The sequence below is a fragment of the Pelagerythrobacter sp. Soil_C_18 genome (assembly GCF_057657235.1).
The window spans coordinates 168,483-189,796 of sequence record NZ_JBDGIU010000004.1 but is presented as its reverse complement, the minus strand read 5'-3'; the positions used below and the strand labels follow the sequence as shown (position 1 = coordinate 189,796).

At 67.5% G+C, this 21,314-nt stretch carries 23 protein-coding genes; 12 read left to right on the top strand and 11 right to left on the bottom strand.

The window, feature by feature from the left end; genetic code table 11:
• Positions 1–69: 69 nt before the first annotated feature.
• Positions 70–366: a UrcA family protein gene (locus tag AC3A5N_RS11155; RefSeq protein ID WP_487737397.1), complete on the bottom strand. Its 297-nt coding sequence runs from the start codon at positions 364–366 to the stop codon at positions 70–72.
• 210 nt (positions 367–576) lie between these two features.
• Between AC3A5N_RS11155 and AC3A5N_RS11150 the strand changes: the two genes are divergently transcribed.
• From AC3A5N_RS11150 to AC3A5N_RS11140, 3 genes are read left to right on the top strand one after another with little or no spacing between them, the layout of a single operon-like run.
• Positions 577–843: a hypothetical protein gene (locus AC3A5N_RS11150; protein ID WP_487737396.1), complete on the top strand. Its 267-nt coding sequence runs from the start codon at positions 577–579 to the stop codon at positions 841–843.
• Positions 844–881: 38 nt separating this feature from the next.
• Positions 882–1,736 (top strand): diacylglycerol kinase family protein, encoded by an 855-nt coding sequence (locus AC3A5N_RS11145; RefSeq protein ID WP_487737395.1) that lies wholly within the window; start codon positions 882–884, stop codon positions 1,734–1,736.
• Positions 1,726–2,586, top strand: coding sequence for a metallophosphoesterase family protein (locus tag AC3A5N_RS11140; protein ID WP_487737394.1), 861 nt, complete (start codon positions 1,726–1,728; stop codon positions 2,584–2,586). Before AC3A5N_RS11145 ends, AC3A5N_RS11140 begins: the two co-directional genes overlap by 11 nt.
• A gap of 15 nt (positions 2,587–2,601) precedes the next feature.
• Here the strand turns inward: AC3A5N_RS11140 and AC3A5N_RS11135 are convergent, their stop codons facing one another.
• From AC3A5N_RS11135 to AC3A5N_RS11100, 8 genes are all read right to left on the bottom strand, one after another.
• Positions 2,602–3,636, bottom strand: coding sequence for a phytase (locus AC3A5N_RS11135; protein ID WP_487737393.1), 1,035 nt, complete (start codon positions 3,634–3,636; stop codon positions 2,602–2,604).
• The gene (locus AC3A5N_RS11130; protein ID WP_487737392.1) at positions 3,636–6,428 is read right to left on the bottom strand and encodes a TonB-dependent receptor; all 2,793 of its coding nucleotides are present in this window, start codon (positions 6,426–6,428) and stop codon (positions 3,636–3,638) included. Before AC3A5N_RS11130 ends, AC3A5N_RS11135 begins: the two co-directional genes overlap by 1 nt.
• Before the next feature lie 116 nt (positions 6,429–6,544).
• Complete coding sequence (locus tag AC3A5N_RS11125) at positions 6,545–8,206, bottom strand: cation:proton antiporter domain-containing protein (protein WP_487737391.1); 1,662 nt, start codon at positions 8,204–8,206, stop codon at positions 6,545–6,547.
• Between the two features lie 131 nt (positions 8,207–8,337).
• A complete protein-coding gene (rpsI, locus tag AC3A5N_RS11120; RefSeq protein ID WP_487737390.1) occupies positions 8,338–8,856 on the bottom strand; it encodes a 30S ribosomal protein S9 in 519 nt (172 codons plus the stop codon).
• Positions 8,856–9,335: a 50S ribosomal protein L13 gene (gene rplM / locus AC3A5N_RS11115; protein ID WP_487737389.1), complete on the bottom strand. Its 480-nt coding sequence runs from the start codon at positions 9,333–9,335 to the stop codon at positions 8,856–8,858. The genes rpsI and rplM overlap by 1 nt, the downstream gene beginning before the upstream one ends.
• A gap of 133 nt (positions 9,336–9,468) precedes the next feature.
• Positions 9,469–10,227 (bottom strand): hypothetical protein, encoded by a 759-nt coding sequence (locus tag AC3A5N_RS11110; protein WP_487737388.1) that lies wholly within the window; start codon positions 10,225–10,227, stop codon positions 9,469–9,471.
• The gene (gene cutA, locus AC3A5N_RS11105) at positions 10,194–10,514 is read right to left on the bottom strand and encodes a divalent-cation tolerance protein CutA (RefSeq protein WP_487737387.1); all 321 of its coding nucleotides are present in this window, start codon (positions 10,512–10,514) and stop codon (positions 10,194–10,196) included. Before cutA ends, AC3A5N_RS11110 begins: the two co-directional genes overlap by 34 nt.
• A complete protein-coding gene (locus AC3A5N_RS11100; protein WP_487737386.1) occupies positions 10,511–11,572 on the bottom strand; it encodes a COX15/CtaA family protein in 1,062 nt (353 codons plus the stop codon). Before AC3A5N_RS11100 ends, cutA begins: the two co-directional genes overlap by 4 nt.
• 95 nt (positions 11,573–11,667) lie before the next feature.
• On the opposite strand from AC3A5N_RS11100, the gene AC3A5N_RS11095 reads away from it, so the two are divergent.
• From AC3A5N_RS11095 to AC3A5N_RS11085, 3 genes are all read left to right on the top strand, one after another.
• Positions 11,668–12,039 (top strand): MerC domain-containing protein, encoded by a 372-nt coding sequence (locus tag AC3A5N_RS11095; RefSeq protein ID WP_487737385.1) that lies wholly within the window; start codon positions 11,668–11,670, stop codon positions 12,037–12,039.
• A 17-nt stretch (positions 12,040–12,056) separates the two neighbouring features.
• The gene (gene thiS, locus AC3A5N_RS11090; protein WP_487737384.1) at positions 12,057–13,049 is read left to right on the top strand and encodes a sulfur carrier protein ThiS; all 993 of its coding nucleotides are present in this window, start codon (positions 12,057–12,059) and stop codon (positions 13,047–13,049) included.
• A 76-nt stretch (positions 13,050–13,125) separates the two neighbouring features.
• Positions 13,126–13,653, top strand: coding sequence for a hypothetical protein (locus AC3A5N_RS11085; protein ID WP_487737383.1), 528 nt, complete (start codon positions 13,126–13,128; stop codon positions 13,651–13,653).
• An 8-nt stretch (positions 13,654–13,661) separates the two neighbouring features.
• Here AC3A5N_RS11085 and map read toward each other — a convergent pair whose 3' ends face one another.
• A complete protein-coding gene (map, locus tag AC3A5N_RS11080) occupies positions 13,662–14,450 on the bottom strand; it encodes a type I methionyl aminopeptidase (protein ID WP_487737382.1) in 789 nt (262 codons plus the stop codon).
• Entirely contained in the window at positions 14,434–14,658 is a 225-nt protein-coding gene (locus AC3A5N_RS11075) for a ParD-like family protein (RefSeq protein WP_487737381.1), read from the bottom strand. Before AC3A5N_RS11075 ends, map begins: the two co-directional genes overlap by 17 nt.
• A 115-nt stretch (positions 14,659–14,773) precedes the next feature.
• Between AC3A5N_RS11075 and AC3A5N_RS11070 the strand changes: the two genes are divergently transcribed.
• Genes AC3A5N_RS11070 through AC3A5N_RS11045 form a run of 6 tightly spaced genes read left to right on the top strand, consistent with a single transcriptional unit; the run spans position 14,774 to position 21,293 of the window.
• Entirely contained in the window at positions 14,774–15,511 is a 738-nt protein-coding gene (locus tag AC3A5N_RS11070) for a sterol desaturase family protein (protein WP_487737380.1), read from the top strand.
• The gene (locus AC3A5N_RS11065; protein ID WP_487737379.1) at positions 15,480–17,063 is read left to right on the top strand and encodes a PAS domain-containing protein; all 1,584 of its coding nucleotides are present in this window, start codon (positions 15,480–15,482) and stop codon (positions 17,061–17,063) included. Before AC3A5N_RS11070 ends, AC3A5N_RS11065 begins: the two co-directional genes overlap by 32 nt.
• Before the next feature lie 52 nt (positions 17,064–17,115).
• Positions 17,116–18,216 carry a phosphatase domain-containing protein gene (locus AC3A5N_RS11060; RefSeq protein ID WP_487737378.1) on the top strand — a complete coding sequence of 367 codons (1,101 nt, stop codon included), beginning with the start codon at positions 17,116–17,118 and terminating at the stop codon, positions 18,214–18,216.
• Positions 18,217–18,275: 59 nt separating this feature from the next.
• The gene (locus tag AC3A5N_RS11055) at positions 18,276–19,631 is read left to right on the top strand and encodes a M48 family metalloprotease (RefSeq protein ID WP_487737377.1); all 1,356 of its coding nucleotides are present in this window, start codon (positions 18,276–18,278) and stop codon (positions 19,629–19,631) included.
• A gap of 13 nt (positions 19,632–19,644) precedes the next feature.
• Positions 19,645–20,343 carry a DsbA family protein gene (locus AC3A5N_RS11050; protein WP_487737376.1) on the top strand — a complete coding sequence of 233 codons (699 nt, stop codon included), beginning with the start codon at positions 19,645–19,647 and terminating at the stop codon, positions 20,341–20,343.
• Positions 20,340–21,293, top strand: coding sequence for a PDZ domain-containing protein (locus AC3A5N_RS11045; RefSeq protein WP_487737375.1), 954 nt, complete (start codon positions 20,340–20,342; stop codon positions 21,291–21,293). The genes AC3A5N_RS11050 and AC3A5N_RS11045 overlap by 4 nt, the downstream gene beginning before the upstream one ends.
• The last annotated feature ends 21 nt before the right edge of the window (positions 21,294–21,314 follow it).

The window sequence follows — 21,314 nt, the reverse complement described above, 5'->3', positions numbered from 1 at the left end:
GCCCAGACGCAAGTCGGCCCGAACCGGGGGACTGAACCGGTTCGGGCCGAGCAGCGGCTGTGGAGTGTTTCAGCCGCCGAGCCGATGCCGCTCGACGATGGCGGCGAATTGCTTCTGCGCCTGCTTCTTCGTCTCGGTGTAGCATTGCCGGGATTCGCCCGAGACGATGCGCGAACCGGTCGTCGTCTCGTTCATTCCGCAGAAATCGCGCACCGCGCTCTCGATGCGGTGATCGAGCGTCTTCTGCCCTTCGGCCGAGGCGAGGTTCAGATCCTTGTAGGGAATGGACAGGCTTTCCGCGACAGCCGGGCTGGCAGCCGCGCCGAGAACGGCGGCTGCGGTCATGGCGATAAGGTGGCGTTTCATGGTTCGTGTCCTCCATCTTGCGAGAGGGCCGTGTGAGGGGAGAAGGCCCTCTCGCAAGATCGATGGATACGCCTGCCGGGCCATGTCCGCGCGCGTCCATCGACTGCGTGCCGCCAACCGTCGACCGGGGATGCGCCCTCCCGACCGATGCACCGAACCGCCCGACGAACCGCGTTTGGCAAGCGACCGGCGCTGGTGCATGATGCGGTGATGGTCGTGATCCTCATCTTCATTCTCGGGATCGGAAACTTCGCCTTGCACAAGGCGGTGCTCGAAAGCGGCCATCCGCTCCTCGGCCGGATGCCGTGGTTCGTGCACATGCTCGGCGGTCGGATCACGCTGGTGACCGAATTCCTCGTGCTGCTCGCCGCAATGCTGCTGGTAGCTAACGGCTGGCCGGCGCTGGCCTGGGCCTATCTGCTCTACACCGCGCTCAACATGGCTTCGGCCTGGCTGATCCTGAGCGGCCGGGTCTGAGCGCCGGAACGCATGGCCGCTTCCGGCGCTATCGGGTCATGAACGAAGCGCGCCCGATCTGGCTGATCGCCAACCCCGCAAGCGGCAGCAACAGCCCGGCCGCGGTGGAGGCGCTGGAGACCTGCTGCGGCGACAACGGCTTTGCACTCGAACGGCGCATAGCCTTTCCGGATGAACCACTGCCCGATGCTGCCGCGCTCGACGCGGCCGGCGTCGAGACGCTGGCGATCTACGCCGGCGACGGGACGGTCAACGCCGCGGTAACGGGCCTCTACGGTTGGAGCGGAGCGATTCTCGTGCTGCCCGGCGGAACGATGAACCTGCTGGCCAAGCGGCTCCACGGAGAATCGCCGACCGAGGAGATTGTCGCTCGCGCCGGCGCGGGCGCCGCGCGGCGGGTGAGGCCGATGGTGGCACGGACGACTCATGGCGATGCGCTGGCGGGGCTTCTCGCCGGGCCAGGCACCGCCTGGTATGCCGTGCGCGAGGCCTTGCGCGAGGTCGACATCGCCGCCGCTGCCGAAAGTGCGGGGGAGGCGCTTGCGGAAACCACCGGCGGTTCGATGCTGCGCTGCGTCAAGCCCCGCTTCGGCTCCGACGACGGCTACCCTCTGATCGAGATCACCCCCGGCCAGTGGGGCCTTCAGATCGACGCCTATCATGCCGAGAACGCGGGTGAATTCCTCCAGCAGGGCTGGGCGCTCCTGCGCCGCCAGTTCCGCGAGGGGCCGCATGACCGGCTGGGGCTCGTGGACCACCTCGAAGTGGCCGACCGCGACGGCGAGACGATCGGCCTCCTGATCGACGGCGAACACGCGCAAGGGCGTGCGCACGAGGAATTCACCGTGGCCGCGTGCGAGGTCGATCTGCTAGCAACAGAGAATGGCTGCTGACAAAACGCTCCTCTTCCACCTGAGCGACATTCACTTCGGGCTCGAGGACAATCGCGCGCTTGACTGGGTGAAGCAGGAGATCGCCGAACAGGCTCCGGATGCGGTGGCGATCACGGGCGACCTGACCATGCGCGCCCGCACCCGCGAGTTCGATGCCGCGTGCCACTGGATCAAGTCGCTCGACGTGCCGGTGACGGTGGAAGTCGGCAACCACGATCTGCCCTACTTCAATCTGATCGAGCGGTTCTTCGAGCCCTATCGCCGCATCCGCGGGATCGCGGACCGGATCGAGCGTGAGATCGACATGCCGGGCCTGGCGATCGTCCCTCTGAAGACGGCGGTGCGCGCGCAGCCGCGCTTCAACTGGTCGAAGGGCTGGGTCAGCCGCAGGGCGCTTAAAAAATGCCTCGCCGCGATCGATGCCTTGCCTGAGGGCGTGCAGGCGCTCGTCACCTGCCATCATCCGCTACGCGAGGTCGGCACGGCCGGCACGGCGCTGACCCGCGGCGGAAGCAGGGCGCTCGCCGCGCTCGCCCGCCGCCCGGTGCTCGCCGTGCTGAGCGGCCATGTCCATGACGCCTTCGATATCGTCGAAGAGACGCCGAACGGCCCTGTTCGCATGATCGGCGCGGGCACGCTGTCGAAGCGGACTCGCTCGACCCCGCCGAGCTTCAACGAGCTCACCTGGAACGGCACCACCCTGCACGTGCGCGTGCGCAATCTGGAAGACGTGCGTACCCGTGACATGCAGATCGACGACGTGCCAGAGGATGCGCGGCCCCCGCGCGAACCCGGCGAGCCGGTCGCGCCCGTGCGGCAGATCCCCCGCACCGACCCTCCGGTGCACTGAACCCGCCGCGCGCGCTCAGCGTTCGCCGAGCGCCTCGAGCACGCTGTCCCAGCGCACGAGCTTGAAGTTCTGCGCTTCCGGTTCGTTCATGCCGTCCTGGGCGATGAACAGCCCTGCGGGAAATTCCGGTCCGAACTCGCCCAGCTTGAGCTCGATGCCGTCGGTCTCCTCCGCGGCGCCGATCGTACCTGCGGCGATGCGGAAACGGCCGACCGGCTCCATTCCGGGCAGGCGGAACACGGCGTATGCGTTGTCGCCCTGGCTCGAGGCGACCAGAAGCCCGCCGTTCTCACCCTCGGGCGCGATGGCGAGGCCCTCGACGTCGGCGACCAGCATGGCGTTGTCGACCGTGGCCACGAGTTCACCAGGCGTTCCGTCCGTGCGGAAGCGCCAGATCCCGGCCATTTCCTCACCAACGTAGAGCGTGCCATCGCGCGGATCGACCACGCAGCCTTCGGGCTGGGTGGCGAGCTTGTGCCGGAACACGGTCTCGACTGCGGGTTCCCCACCGTTCCAGCGCAAGGCCTGGCCGTGGAGCGAACCATCCTTGACCGGCGAATAGAGCATGACGTCGGCGCCGCCGCGGCCCGGCCCCATGCAGAAGCCGTAGCCTTCGCCGGGGCCAACATCGATCGTGCTCACGCGGCGCAGCTCGCCGCGCCCGGTGTCGAGCGTGAACAGCGCCACCTTGGCATTTGCCGGATCGGTCCGTTCGCTGGCGCCGACGAGCACGGTGCCATCGGCAAGTTCAACCAGATCGACGTTGTTGAGCAGACCGCCGGGAAGGAAGTGGCGGACTTCGCCGTCGAGCCCGTAGACGTAGAGCCCGGCCTTCTTGTCCGTCGCGACGATCAGGCTTGCCGCGGGATTATCCGCATTGCGCCAGATCGCCGGATCGTCCGCCGCATCCGCATTTGCGGTGCCCACCGGGCGTGTTTCGGCCGATGCGCTAACCTGGACTGCGGGATCACCCATGATCGGCGCGGTCGCGCAGCCGCTTGCCGCCGCGAGAACCGCGGCGAGCGGAAAGATCTTGAATGCGTTTGCCATCAGAAGTTCACCCTCGCCCCGAATTTCATGGTCCAGCTATATTCTTCGTACTGGTAGAGATTCCGGCGCCCGCCATAGTTGTTGTAGGCGAAGTACTTGGCGTTGTTGATGTTCACCCATTCGTAGAAGAGCTGAACGTTGTCGCTGACGCGGTACTTGGCGCTGAGGTCGACCTGGAAGTGGTCGTCGACCAGGCGATCTTCCTGAGCCTCGTCGCCAAGCTCGTTGAGATAGGAGTCGCGATAGGTGCCCGCGACGCGCAGGCTGATCGGGCCCTTCTCGTATCCCAGCGCGATATTGGCCGTGTGCTTCGACGTCGAGGGCAGCGTGATCTCGCGCAGGTCCGTTGGATCGCCGTCGTTCGGGACGAGCCCGGTCGCATCGGTATAGGTATAGTTCGCCTGCATCAGCAGCCCGTCGAACGGCGCTGGCAGCATGTCGAGCTTCTGTGCGACCGAAAGCTCCACGCCGAAGACTTCCGCGCTCTCGCCGTTGATCGGGATCGTCGCTTCGTCGAACTCGATCCCCTGATAGACGTCGCTCTCCCGGACGGTGTCGACAATGAAGTTTTTAATGTCCTTGTAGAACACCCCTGCGGTGATCGCGCCGTTGCCGGAGAAGTACCATTCGGCCGCGGCGTCGAAGTTCCACGCCTCGTAGGGCAGCAGGTCGGGGTTGCCGAACTCACCCTCGCGCTCGCCGTCGTCGTTCTCCTCCACCACGAAGATCGGGGCGAGCTTGGACAGCTTGGGCCGCACCAGGCTGCGATAGCCGGCGGCGCGCAGCACCAGATCGGGCGTGGGCTCGTAGCGGATCGTCAGGCTCGGCAGCCAGTGATCGTAGTCGCGCTCGTAGGCGACCGGGGAGACGGTCACGGCTTCGTCCTCCACCAGCAGGACATGGTTGCCGGTGATGTCGTTCTTCGTCCGCTCGTAACGCACGCCGCCGATCACCCGCAGCGTGGTGCTGTCCCAGCGGCCGAGCAGGTAGCCGGCGAGAATGTCTTCGGTGACCGAATAGTCCTCCACCGCACTGTCGAAATCGCTGTCGAGCGGGACCAGTGTGAAATTGTCGGGATTGCCGAACAGGAGGTCACGCGCGCCGCGATAGTTCGGGACCGGCGAAATGTCGGTGAGGCGGTAGGTCTGCTCGCCGAGAACGTCGGCCAGCGTCAGATCGTCGTTCTCGAAATAGCGCGCCTCGAGGTTGTAGCTCTTGTCGCGCCAGCGCGCCTTGGCACCGCCCTGCACGGTGAACGTGCCGCCGTCGGTGACGAACTCGCGGCCTAGGTCGAACTTCGCTGCAAACTCTTCGTCCTGGGAATCGGAGAGCGCGGTGACGGTGATGTCGTCGAGCCCATATTCGAGGGGATCGAAGAAGGCCGCGGCGTTCGACCCGCTGACCGAATAGAGCGGCTTGCGCGGATCGGAATAGTCGACGCCGACCGCCAGGCCGCTTTCCTCGAAGCCTGCCTCGAAATTTGCGGGATCGACCGAGCCGTCCTCGTTCTCGGTCGACTTGGCCCAGCTCGCCGAATAGCTGGCCTTCCAGTCACCGGTGTCGGTCTCGCCGCCGAGGACGATCGAGCGGATGCGCTGCGTCTCGAAACGGTCCTTGATCGAGCGCTGCACCTCGATCTCGCCGTCGGCGTCGTCGAACTCGACGCTCGTTCCGCTGCCCGAGCTCGGCGCTTCGCCGAACTTCAGCGAGACCTCACGGCGATATTCCTGGTCGTCGAACTGGCTGTAGAGGCCGCGCAGGTAGAGCTCGGTCGTGTCGCTCAGCCGCAGGTCGAAGTTGAGATTGGCGCTGATCCGCTCCCGCTCCACGTCGTAGTCGCGGTAGTTGACTTCCTCGGCGTAGATCAGCCCGTCGTCGTCGTCCCATCCGTCGGCCTCGATGTTGTCGGTCTCGAACTTGCGCTTGTAGTACGATGCGCCGCCGGACACGCCGAAGTTGTCGCTCAGCTTGGCGGCGAAATCGATGCTGCCCTTGGGCGAGACGTGGTCGGCGTAGTCGTTGTAGCTACCCTCGATCTTCGCAGTGAGCAGGTCCTTCTTGCGGTCGAAGGCGCTGGTCGTCTCGATTTCGATCGAGGCGCCGATCGTGTCCGCATCCATGTCGGGTGTCAGCGACTTCTTGATCTCGATCGATTCGATAATGTCGCTCGATATGACGTCGAGCGCGACCGAGCGGACGTCCGATTCCGGGGCCGGCAGGCGCACGCCGTTGAGCGAGGTTGCGTTGAGTTCCGGATCGAGTCCCCGAATCGAGACAAAGCGGCCCTCGCCCTGGTCGTTGAGCACGTTGACGCCAGGCAGGCGACGCAGCGACTCGGCGACGTTCTGGTCGGGGAACTGGCCGATCGCGTCGCGCGTCAGCACGTCGCTCACGCCGTCGTTCCCGCGCTTGCGCGACAGGGCGCTGGCGAGATTGGCGCTCTGGCCGACGACCAGGATCTCGCGCGCGTCGTCGCCGCCGATCAGTACGTCGGTGCGGACGTAGCCGTCCGCCGGAACGCTCACGGTTTGGCGGACGCTCGGCGCGCCGACGTAGTTGACTTCGAGGGTGTATTCACCGGCCGGGACGTCGGAGAAGAGGAAGCTGCCGTCGCGCTCCGTCGTTGCGATGCGATCGAGCTCCACCAGCCGCACTTGTGCCGCCTGCAGGGCGATTGTCTCGCTCGCATCGTAGACGCTGCCGACGAGGTCGCCGGCGAGTGTCGGGGTCGCGATCGCGGCCGCCAGGACTGCGCTGGCGGATGAAAGCAGATAACGCTTGCGGCTGAACATTTCCCGTTGCCCTCCTGAACCTTGTTGGAGGGGCCGCTAGGGGCAGGGCATTACACGCGTGTGGCGGTTGCGTGACAGAACGATGATGGCGTGAAGATCGCCGCCGTCAGGCGCGGTCAGGCGGCGGGGCGGGTCATCGCCGCTAGACCGAGGATCGCGCGCGCGATTTCGCGCTCGCCCATGATCACGTGATCGACGCCAAGCCGTTCGAGATGGCCGACCTCCTCGTCCGAATGGGCGCGCGCGAAGATCACGATCTCGGGATTGAGCCGCCGGGCGTGCTCGGCAATCGCTCCTCCCTCGAAACCTTCAGGGATCGCGATGATCAGCTTGGAGGCATGCTGTATTCCCGCCTCGTCGAGGATGTGCGGGTTGGTCGCGTTGCCGATCACGACCTCGCACCCGGCCTCCTCCGCCTCGCGCGCGAAGTGCGCCTGCTCTTCGATCACGACCAGTGCACGCCCCGGGTGCGCGGCTCCCTCGGCGATCAGCCGCCCTACGCGTCCGTGCCCGACGAGGATCACGTGCTCGCGCCGCTCGCGTTGCCGCGTTGCCTCGCGCTCCTGCGCGTGCGCCTCCTCGCGCCGTTTTACGTCACCGAGGCGTCCCGACAGCAGAGTGAAGATCAGCGGGTTGACGAGGATGGAGAAGATCGCGCCCGCAAGGATCAGGTCGCGACCCTCGGGCGGCAGGATCCCGAGTTGCATCCCCAGCCCCGCCAGGATGAACGAGAACTCGCCGATCTGTGCGAGGCTGCCAGCAACCGTCAGCGCCTTGCCGTTGTCGTATCCGAAGGCGCGCACGATCGCGTAGGCGGCGAGCGACTTTCCGACCACGATGATCGCCACTGTCGCGAGGACCGGCCCCGGCTGCTCTACGACCACAGAGGGATCGAACAGCATCCCGACCGAGACGAAGAACAGCACGGCGAAAGCGTCGCGCAGGGGCAACGTCTCCTCTGCCGCGCGCCGGCTCAACTGGGTCTCGCCCAGGATCATCCCGGCGAAGAAGGCGCCGAGCGCGAGCGAGACGTCGAAGACGTAAGCCGCGCCCAGCGCCACCCCGAGCGCGATCGACAGCACCGCCAGGCGGAAGAGCTCGCGCGATCCGGTATGCGCGGTCCAGTGCAGCGCGGCCGGGATCAGTCGCCGGGCCACGATCAGCATGAAGGCGAGGAAACCGCCGACCTTGAGCACGGTGAGCGCAACGGCGGTCAACAGGCCGCGGCCGCCCTCGCCGTCCGGCCCCCCGTCGAGCATGCCGGCTATGGCGGGGAGCAGCACCAGCGCGAGGATCATCGCCAGATCCTCGACGATCAGCCAGCCGACGGCGATGCGCCCGCGTTGGGTCTCGACCAAGTTGCGCGCCTGGAGCGCGCGGAGCAGGACGACGGTGCTGGCAACCGACAGCGCCAAGCCGAAGACCAGCCCCGCCGCGATCGACCAGCCGAGGTAGAGTGCCAGCCCCAGCCCCATCGCGGTCGCGACCGCGATCTGGATCACCGCCCCGGGCACGGCGATGTTCTTCACCGAAAGCAGGTCGCGGAGCGAGAAGTGCAGCCCGACGCCGAACATCAGCAGCATGACCCCGATTTCCGCCAGTTCGTTGGCGAGCGCGATGTCTGCGACGAAACCGGGTGTGAAGGGGCCGACGATCACACCTGCGAAGAGATAACCCGCCACCGGGGAAACGCGCAGCTTGTGGGCGAGCGCTCCCATCAGGAATGCAACGACGAACCCTGCGACGATTGTGCCCATGAGCGGCGTGTGATGCGGCATTCAGTCTCCTTGGTGTCCTTCGCCCACATTCTTGCAGGAGAAAGGGCCGGTCAATTCCGAACGTGCCGGGGCGCAAAAAAAGGGCGGCCCCTTGCGGGACCGCCCTTCCGTTTGTCCGGTATGCGGAAGCCTTAGCGCTTCGAGAACTGGAAGCTGCGGCGGGCCTTGGCGCGACCATACTTCTTGCGCTCGACCACGCGGCTGTCGCGGGTGAGGAAGCCGGCGGCCTTGACCGTGGCGCGCAGGGCGGGCTCATACTTGGTGAGCGCCTGCGAAATGCCGTGCTTGACCGCGCCGGCCTGGCCCGAAAGCCCGCCGCCCTTGACGGTGGCGATGACATCGAACTGCTCCGTGCGATCGGTGATCGCGAAGGGCTGGTTGATGATCAGGCGCAGCGTCGGCCGTGCGAAGTAGGTTTCCTGGTCGCGGCCGTTGATGGTGATCTTGCCCTTGCCTGGCTTGATCCACACGCGGGCCACGGCGTCCTTGCGGCGGCCGGTGGCGTAGGCGCGGCCTTGCTGGTCGAGCTCCTGCTCCCGCAGCGGGGCGGTGCTCTCGGCGATCGTCACCGCGTCGCTCTCGGGGGCGTCGCCGGCGATGTTCTTGAGGTCCGACAGATCGGACACGGTGTTCTTGTCGTCATCAGCCATTATGCGGAGACCTTGTTCTTGCGGTTCATCGAGGCAACGTCGAGCACTTCGGGCTTCTGGCCGTCGTGCGGATGCTCGGTCCCGGCATAGAGGTGCAGCGCGCGCATCTGGTCGCGGCCCAGCGGACCGCGCGGAACCATGCGCTCGACCGCCTTTTCGAGCACGCGCTCGGGGAAGCGGCCTTCGAGCACCTTGGCCGGGGTCGTTTCCTTGATCCCGCCGGCATAGCCGGTGTGCTTGTAGTACTTCTTGTCACCCAGCTTGTTGCCGGTGAACCGCACCTTGTCGGCATTGATCACGATCACGTGGTCGCCGCAGTCGACGTGGGGGGTGTAGCTCGGCTTGTGCTTGCCGCGCAGGATGTTGGCGACGATCGCAGCGAGGCGGCCGACGACCAGACCCTCGGCATCGATCAGGTGCCACTTCTTCTCGACCTCGGCCGGTTTGATCGACCGGGTGCTCTTGTGGAGCGCCTTCATGGCTTCAATTCCTTCGAAATGTCTCTCGCCGCGAATCCGCATGAGAGCGGGCGCGGGAGCGGCGCATTTGTCGTCCGAACGCCCAAAAGTCAAGCAAATGCGGGGTTCTTGAAGGAGGTAAAATAATACCGTGCTACTGGAGCGGCTCCAGCCGCCACATCTCCCGCGACGCGCGCGCGGTGCCGTTCACGGTCGTCTCGATCCGCCGCTTCGCCGCGGCGAGATGGCGTCCACCGGCGGAGAGAGTGCCTTCGAAGCTGACCACGATCGTGCCCGATCCGCCCCCGGGCAGCGGCAGGGTCCGCTTGTCGCGGCGCGGCCCGGCAACCGGATAGAACAGGTCTTCGGGCCACCGGCTCGTCATCGCCGCCCCGGCCTGCTGCACCGCGCGAACATACTGCATCGCGTCCGCATGCCGCTCCGGCGGCGCGCCTTCGAGATACTTCTTCGCCGCTTCGTCGAGGCCGGGGATGGACGCAGCGCCTGCTCCTCCTTCGCCAAGGATCAGTCCGGCCTGGTCCAGCGCGATCGGAAAGGGGCCTGCGTGCGGGTTCTTCCGTTCGACCTCCGCCAAGACGGCCAGGCGCGGCGGTGCGTCGACTTCGACGGCGATCTGTTCGCCTTCGACCGTATAGCCGGCCGCATGCGCGACAAAGCGCACGCGCCAGGTTCGGGTGACCGTGACTTTGGCGCCGTCACCCAGCTCGCGCTCGAGCACCCGCGTGAGCCGCATCGGCTCGCCTGGCGCTCTGAAGCCGGGCGCTTCGGCCACCTGGGCACCAACGCGCGCTCCAACGAGCGCGGTGCCCATCGCGACCCCCAATGCGACAAGCGCACTCCGGCGGTTGAAGGGCGCCGTCACCCGCGCGGCCCCGCCAGGGCGCCGAGCCACGCCTGCGTCGCTGCGCCCGCCGCATCGCAGCGCCAGCCGAGCACCGCCGGCTCGTCATAGGGATGCACTTGCTCGAGCCGCGCAACGGCCTTCTCCAGCAGGCGCGCGTCGGTCTTCAGCAGGAGCCCGAACTCGCGGGCTTCGTCGACTTCGCCGCGCCAGCAGAAGACCGAATCGATCGGGCCGATGATGTTTCCGCAGGCGGCGAGCTTCTCCTCGACCAGCGTGCGGGCAAGCGACTTCGCAATGTCCTCGTCCGGGCAGGGGCACCAGACGAGCGCGCTCACGGCCGCCGCCCCAGGACATGGGCACCCCAGGTCACGGCAATCACCAGCAAGGCGCCGACAAACTGGTGCGCGGTCGCCACCCACAGCGATACGCCGGTCCAGACGGTGGCAATGCCCAGGATGATCTGCGTGCCGAAAGCCGCGTGGATCGCGATCGAGGCGCGCCGATCGAGCGGGCGGACCTTGCGCGCTAGCACGACCAGCGCCGCCACCGCCACCCAGGCCCACCAGCGGTGGAGGAAGTGGATCAGGAACGGGTCGTGGGTCATCGCCCACAACAGGCCGCGCGACGTGTCGAACTCAGGCACGAACCGCCCCTGCATCAGCGGCCAGGTATCGGACGCCAACCCTGCGTTGAGGCCAGCGACCCAGGCGCCGAGCAGGAGCTGGACGAACAGGATCAGCGCGGTGACCAGCGCAAGCCCGCCGAGCCGCGCTGGGCGGGCGCCCGGGATCTGCGCGAGCCGGTGGAGATCGAACGCCGTCCATGCGAGGCCGCCGAGGGTGAACAGCGCGGTGAGCAGATGGATCGACAGCCAGAAATGGCTGACGTCGGTCACCTCGCTGGACAGGCCCGAGCGCACCATGAACCAGCCGAACGCCCCTTGCAGGCCGCCGAGCGCGAGCAGCGCGAGCAGCCGCAGCTTGTATCCGCTGGGAATCGCGCCGCGTATCCAGTACCAGGCGAGCGGCAGGGCGAAGGCCAGCCCGATCAGACGGCCGAGCAGGCGATGGGCCCATTCCCAGAAGTAGATGAACTTGTAATCCGCCAGCGTCATTCCGGCCGGGCCGGTGATCTGCTGGTACTCGCCGATCTGCTGATAGGCTTCGAACTCGGCTTGCCACTGGGCGTCGGTCAGCGGCGGGATCGCGCCGGTGACGGGCTTCCATTCGGTGATCGACAGGCCCGATTCGGTCAGCCGGGTGATGCCGCCGACCACGATCATCGCCACGACCATCCAGGCGACGATCCATAGCCAGCGGGCGAGAGCGGCGGGGCGGGCTGTGGCGGGCGTCAGCACGGCCGTGCCGGCGCCGAAATTCGTCCTGGAGACCATGGAGCCGCCTGATGCGTCCGCATTCCGCAAATCGCAAGGGCTTTGCCGATTTGCGCTTGCGCTATGATACATTATCACATACATGAGCCTCGCCAATGAGTAATCCGCTCTCCTCGATTCGCGCTCGGCTCGACCGTGCAGGCGTCGTTCTCTCCGGGCTGTGCCTGCTGCATTGCCTGGCCTCGATCGTCATCGTCTCGGCGCTCGGGATCGGCGGCGAGTTCCTGCTCGCGCCGGCCTTTCACCGCGTCGGACTTGCGATAGCGCTCGTGATCGCCGCGGTCGCGATCGGCTGGGGCGCGCTGACCCACCGCCGCGCCGCGCCGTTCGTAACGGCTATGACCGGGCTCAGCTTCATGGGGGGGGCGCTCGCCATGCCGCACGGCACGGGCGAGGTCGTGCTGACCGTGATTGGCGTCTCGCTCGTTTCGATCGGACACTTCCTCAACTTGCGCCACGCGCATTGAGCGCTATCTCGCGGGGCATGGCAGCCCCCCTTTCCCTCACCGTCAACGGCGAGACCCGCCGTTCCTCCGCCCCGACCATCGCCGCGCTGGTGCGCGAGCTCGACCTCACACCCGAGAAAGTGGCCGTAGAACGGAACGGCGAGATCGTCCCGCGCTCGACGCTCGCGGACACGGCGTTGGTCGACGGCGACGTGCTGGAGATCGTGCACTTCGTCGGCGGCGGCGACCATGCGGCGGGAAGCGACGACACCTGGACGGTCGCCGGGCGCACGTTCCGCTCGCGGCTGATCGTCGGCACGGGCAAGTACAAGGACTTTGCGCAGAACGCGGCCGCGCTGGAAGCTTCGGGTGCGGAGATCGTCACCGTCGCAGTGCGCCGGGTGAACGTCAGCGACCCCAAGGCGCCGATGCTGACCGACTTCATCGACCCGAAGAAAGTCACCTATCTGCCCAACACCGCCGGCTGCTTCACCGCAGACGAAGCGATCCGCACCCTGCGCTTGGCGCGCGAGGCCGGCGGCTGGGACCTGGTCAAGCTGGAAGTGCTGGGCGAAGCGCGCACGCTCTATCCCGACATGCGCGAAACGCTGCGCGCGACCGAGACGCTGGCGAGCGAAGGCTTCCTGCCGATGGTCTACTGCGTCGACGATCCGATTGCGGCCAAGCAGCTCGAAGATGCGGGCGCGGTCGCGGTCATGCCGCTCGGCGCCCCGATCGGCTCGGGCCTCGGCATCCAGAACCGCGTGACGATCCGCCTGATCGTAGAGGGCGCGAGCGTGCCTGTGCTGGTCGACGCCGGGGTCGGTACGGCGAGCGATGCCGCGGTCGCGATGGAACTCGGCTGCGATGGCGTGCTGATGAACACCGCCATTGCCGAGGCGAAGGATCCCATCCGTATGGCGCGCGCGATGAAGCTTGCGGTCGAGGCCGGGCGCGACGCCTATCTCTCGGGGCGCATGGCGACCCGCAAGTATGCCGACCCATCGAGCCCCCTGGCCGGACTGATCTGACCACAGAATCGGTGCGGCTAACCCGAATTTAACCGAGTCCGGCGATGGTGCCTCTGCGCAACAGGGAAACCGCCCCATGGCCAAGACCGGAACCGCATCGCTGACGATCGCCGAGATGCGCGAGTTCGCGAGCTTCACGGCTGCCGAGCAGCGCTACATCCGCCGCAGCCTCGATATCGGGCTCGGCCGGCAGGACGCCTTCAAGCTCTGGGCGCGCGATGCCGGCGAGAACGCCGCGATCCGCAGCCAGTACGTCGCCTATCAGGACCTCAAGGCGCTGCGGGCGGCGATCCCCGCCGGCACCGCACTCGACGGTATCGAAGGCTTCATCGGCAAGCTCGTGCGCGTGGCCGCGTTCGATCTCGCGCAGGAGCGGATCGAGAGCTTCTCCGCCTTCCGCTTCCTCTACGAACGGCTGCTCGGCGCCGAGGCACGGCCGTGGCTGCCGAGCGCCTTCTGCGCCGCGAGCGCCCTGCCGCAGATCGCGCCTGCACGCCGCAAGGTCCTGCTCCAGTCGCTGAGCGAGGCCGCCGCGACCGCGCCCGGCTGGTCGGACCGCGCCCCCAGCTTCTACCCCGAATACATCGCGCGCGAAGTGGCCTGAGTCGCGCCTCAGGCGACGAGCTTCATCTTCTCGATCATGCCGCGCTCGTCGGGGCGCAGGGTCAGCACCGACACGCCCGACGCGGTGACGGCGACCGTGTGCTCGAACTGCGCGGACAGCGAGCCGTCGCGGGTCACTACGGTCCAGCCATCGTTCTTGGTTCTCACGCCCCTCCGGCCGCGGTTGAGCATCGGTTCGACCGTGAAGACCATGCCTTCGCGCAGGACCAGGCCGGTTCCGGGCTTGCCGAAGTGCAGAATCTGCGGCTCCTCGTGCATCTCGCGGCCGATGCCGTGGCCGCAATATTCGCGCACGACCGAATAGCCGCTGCGCTTGGCGTGCCGCTCGATCGCCGAGCCAATGTCGCCGAGTCGCGCGCCCGGGCGGACCGCCCGGATTCCCATCCACATGGCTTCGTAGGCGGTTCGGACCAGCCTCTTCGCGGAAGGCTCGACCTCGCCGATGAGGTAGGTCTTGCTCGAGTCGGCGATATAGCCGTTCTTCTCGAGCGTGATATCGAGATTGACGATATCTCCGCCCCGCAGCACGTCCTCGGCCGATGGCACGCCGTGGCAGACCACGTTGTTCACCGAGGCATTCAGGACGAAGCCGTACCCGTACTGGCCCTTGCTCGCGGGCCGCGCCGCGAGATCCTCGACGATGAAGCGCTCGACCATTCCGTCGATCTGGAGCGTCGACATGCCTGCGAGCGGCGTCCGGTCCAGCATTTCGAACACCGATGCGAGAAGCCGGCCGGATTCGGCCAGCAGCGCCAGTTCCTCAGGCTGCTTCGTCATGCCGCATCTCGGCCAGGGGCGGCGCGGAGACGCCTGCGGAGCTGCGTTCGCGCTCGATGATTTCCATGAAGTTGAGCGCCGGATTGGTCTCGCACAGCATGCCGATCTTGATCCAGTAGGCAGCCTGCGCGTTGATCGAGCGGAATGATACCTTGCTCGCCCGACGCACCTGCTCGTGCAGTTCATCCTCGATGCTGACGATACCCATGCGGGTTCTCCATATATGATTCGTATATGGATCGCATAGGGATCATATGGAATGACATCAAGGCATCGCATGCGCTCTGTCGCGTCGCGTGCCGCTGCGGCATAATGCGGCTGCGATGACTCTCGCCGTTATCCTCTCCGCCCTGGCGATGACCGCGATCGTGGCGCTGCGCTATTTCGCCGCGAGCGGGCTGTTCGCCTTCGCGACCGCGCGCGTGCGGCCGGGGCTCTATGCCCGCTTGGGTCCGCAGATCGGGCGCGAGATCGGTTGGTCGCTGCTTTCCGCCGCGATCTACGGCATTCCCGCGGGCGTGGTCGCCTGGGGTTGGCAGGAACGCGGCTGGACCCTGATCTACACCGGCTGGGATGCGTACCCTCTGTGGTATCTGCCGCTGTCGCTGCTCCTCTATCTCTTCGCGCACGACACGTGGTTCTACTGGACGCATCGCTGGATGCACCGCCCGCGGCTGTTCCGCCTCGCCCATGCGGTGCATCATTCGAGCCGCCCGCCGACGGCTTGGGCGGCGATGAGCTTCCACCCGATCGAGGCGCTGACCGGAGCGGTGGTCATCCCCGCTCTGGTATTCCTGATCCCGATCCACGTCGCCATGCTGGGGCTGGTGCTGGCGATCATGACTGTCATGGGCGTGACCAATCACATGAGGTGGGAGCTGTTTCCCCGCGCCCTCGTCCGCTCGCGGCTCGGCGGCTGGCTGATCACCGCCAGCCACCACCAGCGCCATCACGAGCACTACGCGTGCAATTTCGGCCTCTATTTCCGCGTCTGGGACCGACTGTGCGGAACCGACCGGGGCCTGTCCGATGGCCTGGCGCCTCCAGCCGGCGCGACTTAACCGTAACTTTACCACGTCGCGCCAGAACGGTCCTGGAATAGGCATCGGGGGCTTCGACGAGGCGATGGATACACTGCGCGGCACATTCGATTCGCCGGACTATGGTGAAGGCGATCGCGGTCTCGGCCACGCCGGGGACGAAGGCACGCACGAGCCGCCGCCCGCTGCGATCGGCAGCGACGAGCGCCGGATGCAGGTGCGCGCCTACAACCACTGGGCCGGCCTGCTGGCAGATCGCAATTTTCCCTCGGTCGAGGATCTCGATCCGGCCGCCCTGCCCGACTTCGGCCCCTACAGCATCCTGCTCGACTTCACGGCCGGTATCGAGAACCCGGCAGTGCTGTATCTCGGCGCCGAACTCGCCGTCGAATGCGGCGCCGACGGCGAGATCGGTGCGCTTACCGACGTGCCTGCGCGCTCTCTGCTGAGCCGGATCACCGATCACTACATGCAGATCCTCGCCAACCAGGCGCCGATCGGCTTCGAAGCCGAATTCGTGAATCAGCGCGGGGCGACGATCCTCTACCGCGGCATTCTCCTGCCGTTCTCGAGCGACGACGACACGATCGACTTCATCTACGGCGTGATCAACTGGAAGGAGATCGCCGACCAGCACACCACCGACGAGCTCATGCTGGAGATCGATCAGGCGCTCGATCCGGACGAGCTGGCGGACGACGGGCCCCGCGATCCCGACCCGGTGACCAACTGGGCCGACGGTCCGGTCGACGGAGTCGCAACGCTGGACGCTTCCTCGGCTCCCGGAGCACCCGCCGACGATTATCCCGCGCCGGCTTTCGGCGAGACCGGGCGCGGCGACGCAGATGACGACCAGGGCGCCTGGCGCATGGCCGCGATGATCGCGCGCCAGTCGGTGCCGAAGAAGCCCTATGCGATTCCGCTCGTCACCGATGACGAACTGGCTCCGGCGCTGCACGGGCATGACCCTGCCGAACAGGGGCTCGTCGCCAGTCTCGCGGCGGCGCGCGCCTGCGTTCAGGCGGCTTTGAGCTGCGAGGACCGCAGCCGGGGCGCGCTCTACGACGCGGTTGGGCGGGCATATGATTTCAGCCTCGCCGCGGCGGCCGCGTCGGACGAGTTCGAAGCGCTCGTGGCGCAGAACGGCCTGAAGGTGCAGGAACGCGCGCCGATGACGCCGGTCGTCAAGCTCGTCTTCGGTGCCGATTACGACAAGACGCGTCTCACCGAATATGCCGCGGTTCTCGGCCACGCCCACCGCCTGGGTCTGGCGCCCGGGACGCTCACCGGCTTCCTCGCGGCGGCCGAGGGCGGCCTCAAGGGCGTGGTAAAGGCCGAGCGCAAGCTGCGCCGCGAGGAAAGTGGCAAGGCGGACAAGTCAGAATCGCCGCACACTCGCCTCGCCAGGAAGCTGCGCGCGATCGAGCCGCGCGGGTTCGAGGCGATTGCGCCGGAAGGCGCGGAGTTCGGTCTCGTCGTGATCCGCCGTGTCGACGGCGATGTCGCTGTGATCGGCGAGGTCTCCGACGATCAGGCCCTGATCGAGCGTGTGGGGCGCAAGCTGGTAGCCTGAGAGCCGCGCGGGCTATCCTCGGACGCGTGCGAGCGCTACCCCTTCGCAGGCGATGGATTTCTTCTCCGGCCAGCCCGTTCGCCTGCAGCCCTACTTCGGCTACCGGAGTGCCGATCGCCTGGTGATCGCGGCGCGGGCGCTGCGCTCCGGCAAGCCCGGCTTCGAGAATGGCGGCCGCCTGCAGGCCATGCGTACGATGCTCGCGCAGTTCGCCTCGCGCGAGGCTGCCGGGCTCGACGTACGGCTCGAGATTAAGTCGCCCGAGGGCGAAACCTCCGACCATTTCGCCACCACCGATCGGGAAGGCTTCGTCCGTTTCGAGATCGAACTCGGCGAAGGCTGGCCGCTGCCGCGTGACCCGGCGTGGGAGATCGTGTGCCTCCACTGGCTGAACCGGGAGGGGCCGCAGTGCGTCGAAGGGCACATTCTCGTGCCGGGCAGCGCGACGCTGCTGGCGGTAATCTCCGACATCGACGACACGATCGTCGAGACCGGCATTACCGGCGGTTTCCGTCAGTTGATGCGCAACTGGCGCCGCGTGCTGGCCGAGCTGCCGGACGAGCGGATCGCGGTGCCCGGGGTGGACGCATTCTACGGCGCGCTCGGCGGCGGTGCGGTATTGCCGGGCAAGGGCGGCGCGGGCGATGCGATCCCCGCCACGCACCGGCCGTTCTTCTACGTCTCGTCGAGCCCGTGGAACCTGTTCTCCTACCTCGTCGCCTTTCTGCGGGTTCGGAAGCTCCCGCTCGGGCCGCTGCTGCTGCGCGACTGGGGCTTCGACCGCGCGACCCTGGGCAGCGCGAGCCACGGCGAGCACAAGCGCGCGGCGATCGATACGGTCATGGCGATGTACCCCGACATCCGCTTCGCGTTGATCGGCGACGACACGCAGGGGGACCTGCCGGCCTATGCCGACGTGGTGAGCGGCAACCTCGGCCGGATCGCCGCGGTGTTTATCCGAACTGCGACCACCGAACCGCTCTCGCCCGAGGAACTCGCCGGCAAGGCGGCGATCGAGGCGGCGGGCGTTCCGCTGTGGCTGGGCGACAGCTATGCCGTCGGCCAGGAATTCCTGCGCGCGGCCGGGCTCAGGCCGCAGGGCGATGCGGCACGGATCGTGGAAACGGTCGAGCAGGCGCACGAGACGCCCTGAGCGCCGCGCGCGCGATCTTCATTGGCGGTTCAGCCCCCGAACCGCTAGCAAGAGCACAAATGCAGCTTCTCGCCCGATTCCTCGCGCTGATTGCGGTTCTTTCGCTGATGGCGCAGCCCGCGGCGGCGCAGTCGATCCTGCGCGATGCCGAGACCGAGGCGCTGCTAGACGACATGGCCGCGCCGCTGGTCGAGGCCGCGGGTCTCCAGTCCGGCAATGTAGAGATCGTGCTGATCAACGATCCTTCGATCAACGCCTTCGTCGCCGGCGGGCAGGCGGTCTACATCCACACCGGCCTGATCGACGCGGCGGAGACCGCCAATGAGGTCCAGGGCGTGATCGCGCACGAGCTTGGCCACATCACCGGCGGGCACATCATCCGCCATTCGGAAGGCGCGGGCGCGGCGACCAATATCTCGCTCCTCTCGCTGCTGCTTGGCGTCGGCGCGGCACTCGCCGGTGCGGGCGACGCGGCCATGGGCATGATCATGGCCGGCCAGCGCGCGGCGCTCGGCAAGTACCTCGCCTTCAGCCGGGTGCAGGAATCCTCCGCCGACGCCGCCGGCGCGGAATATCTTTCCAAGGCCGGTATCTCCGGGCGCGGCTCGCTGGCGTTTTTCGGGAAGCTGCAGAACCAGGAATTTCGCTACGGCTACAGTCAGGACGACGAAGTCGCCTTCGGCCGCACGCACCCGCTCTCGGGCGACCGGATCGCGCGTCTGCGCGAAGTCTATACTAAGGACCCCGCGTGGGAGGCGCCGGACGATGCCGAGCTGCAGCAGCGCTTCGAGCGGGTCAAGGCCAAGCTGTCGGGCTATCAGGAGACGCCCGAGCGGACCCTGCAGGCCTACCCGGAAACCATGACGGGAGTGCCCGCGCGCTATGCCCGGGCCTACGCTTGGCACAAGGATGCGCAGATGGACAAGGCGCTGGCGGAGACCGACGCCCTGCTCGAGACCGCGCCGAACGATCCCTATTTCCTTGAGCTCAAGGGTCAGGTCCTGCTCGAATCGGGCAGGCCGGAGGAGGCGATCAAGCCGCTGCGCCGCGCGACCGAGCTCACCCGCAACCAGCCGCTGATTGCCTCGATGTTCGGCCATGCGCTGATCGCAACGGAGGATCGGGCGCATTTCGACGAGGCGGAGCGGGTGCTGCGCGGGGCGGTCGGCCGCGACCGCCTCAATCCCTTCGCCTGGTACCAGCTCGGCGTGGTTTACGCCGCGCAGGGCGACATGCCGCGCGCGCGGCTCGCGAGTGCGGAGCAGCAGGTCATGAACCGGCAGTACGCACAGGCGATCCGCAGCGCACAGGCGGCAGAGGCGGGCCTTCCCGAGGGCTCGCCCGACTGGATCCGCGCGCAGGATATTGCGCTCCAGGCCCGCGCCGCGCTTGAACGCGAGCGGGAGCGCCGGTAGCGCTCGCAGCCCCATGACAATACGCCATTACCTTCTCGTCGCGCTTCTCGCGCTCGCGTTCGGCTTTGCCGGGGCTGCCGCCTGGTCGCTGAGCGGGCTCGGCGACAAGCACACGCGCGCCTATCTGCTCGAGAACCCCGAACTGCTCCCCGAAATGGCCGACCGCTATCAGGCGAAGCAGGCGGAGGAACGGCTCGCGCAGGTCGCGGACGAGGTCGAGGTGCCGTTCCCCGGCGCCGTGCTGGGCAATCCCGAAGGCGCAGTGACGCTGGTCGAATTCACCGACTACGGCTGCACCTACTGCAAGATGAGCCAGCCCGAAGTTGCGCGTCTGGTCGAGGAAAACCCGGACCTTCGCGTCGTCATTCGCGAATGGCCGATCTTCCAGGGCAGCGAGGAGGCCGCACGCATGGCGCTCGCCGCCGCTCGCCAGGGCAAGTACGAGGCGTTCCACGATGCGATGTTCGCACTCGGCCCGCCCAGTGCCGCGAGCATTGAGAAGGCAGCCCAGGCCGCCGCGCTCGACATGGAGGCGGCACGGCGTTTCGCCGCATCGGACGAGGCCTCCCGCGAGTTGGCGAAGAACATGGGGCTTGCCGACACGCTTGGCTTCTCGGGCACGCCGAGCTGGGTGATCGGCGGCCGCGTGCTCCAGGGGGCGATCGGCTACGACGCGCTGCAGGAAGCGATCGCCGCAGCGCGCGGCTCGTGATCCGCGCTGCGCCGGCGCTCGCGCTGCTCCTGGCGCTGGCGCAGCCGGCGCTGGCCGAATCCCGCGAGGAGCCGGCGGCAGCGGCGCTTGCCGCGCTCCAGCAAAGCGACGCACGGCTGCTCGCGATCGGATGGCGGCTCGCCGCCGGGAATGCGGCCTATTGCAGCGATGCGCGGCCCGCCGTCGGCCTGCTGCTGCAGGACATGACCGGCTACGCCGAACCCGAAGCGATGCGCAAGGCGGCCGGCATCGCCGGCCCGATCGCCGTCCAGGCCGTCGCGCCCGGCTCGCCGGCGCACACGGCGGGCCTGCGCGCGAACGACGAGATCGCGGCGATCGATGGCACGGTGGTCGCCGCGCTTCCTGCGGCCGAGGAAGAAGACTGGCGCCGCCTCGCGCGCCTGCACGATGCGATCGACTCCTCGCTCGCAGCCGACGGCAAGGTGCTCGTCACGCTCCCCGGCCGGGGTGACATCGTGCTGGAGGGGGTTCAAGCCTGCCCGAGCCGCTTCGAGATCATCGGCGGCGACGGCGCGGCGGCGGAGGGCGCGCGGGTCGTGATCGGGCGCAAGTTCGTGGGTCTCTCCTATCCCGAAGACGAATTCGCCGCGGCCATCGCGCATGAGTTCGCGCACAATCTCCTGCGGCACCGCGTCTGGCTCGACCAGCATGGGCGCAAGTGGCGCAACGTGCGCATCACCGAGCGCGAGGCCGACCGCATGATGCCCTGGCTGCTTGCCAACGCCGGCTACGAGCCCGGGGCCGCGCTGCGCTTCATGCGCCGCTGGGGCCCTGACCACGGCGGCGGCCTGTTCCGCAAGCGGACGCATGAGGGATGGGACGAGCGCGCCGAGACGATCGAGGCCGAAATCGTGCTGGTGGAGGCCGTCCGCGCGCCCGACGGAAGCGCCGACTGGTCCCGTCATTTCGTGCGCGAGGTCGCCGACTAGGCCGGCGAACGGGCAGCCCGC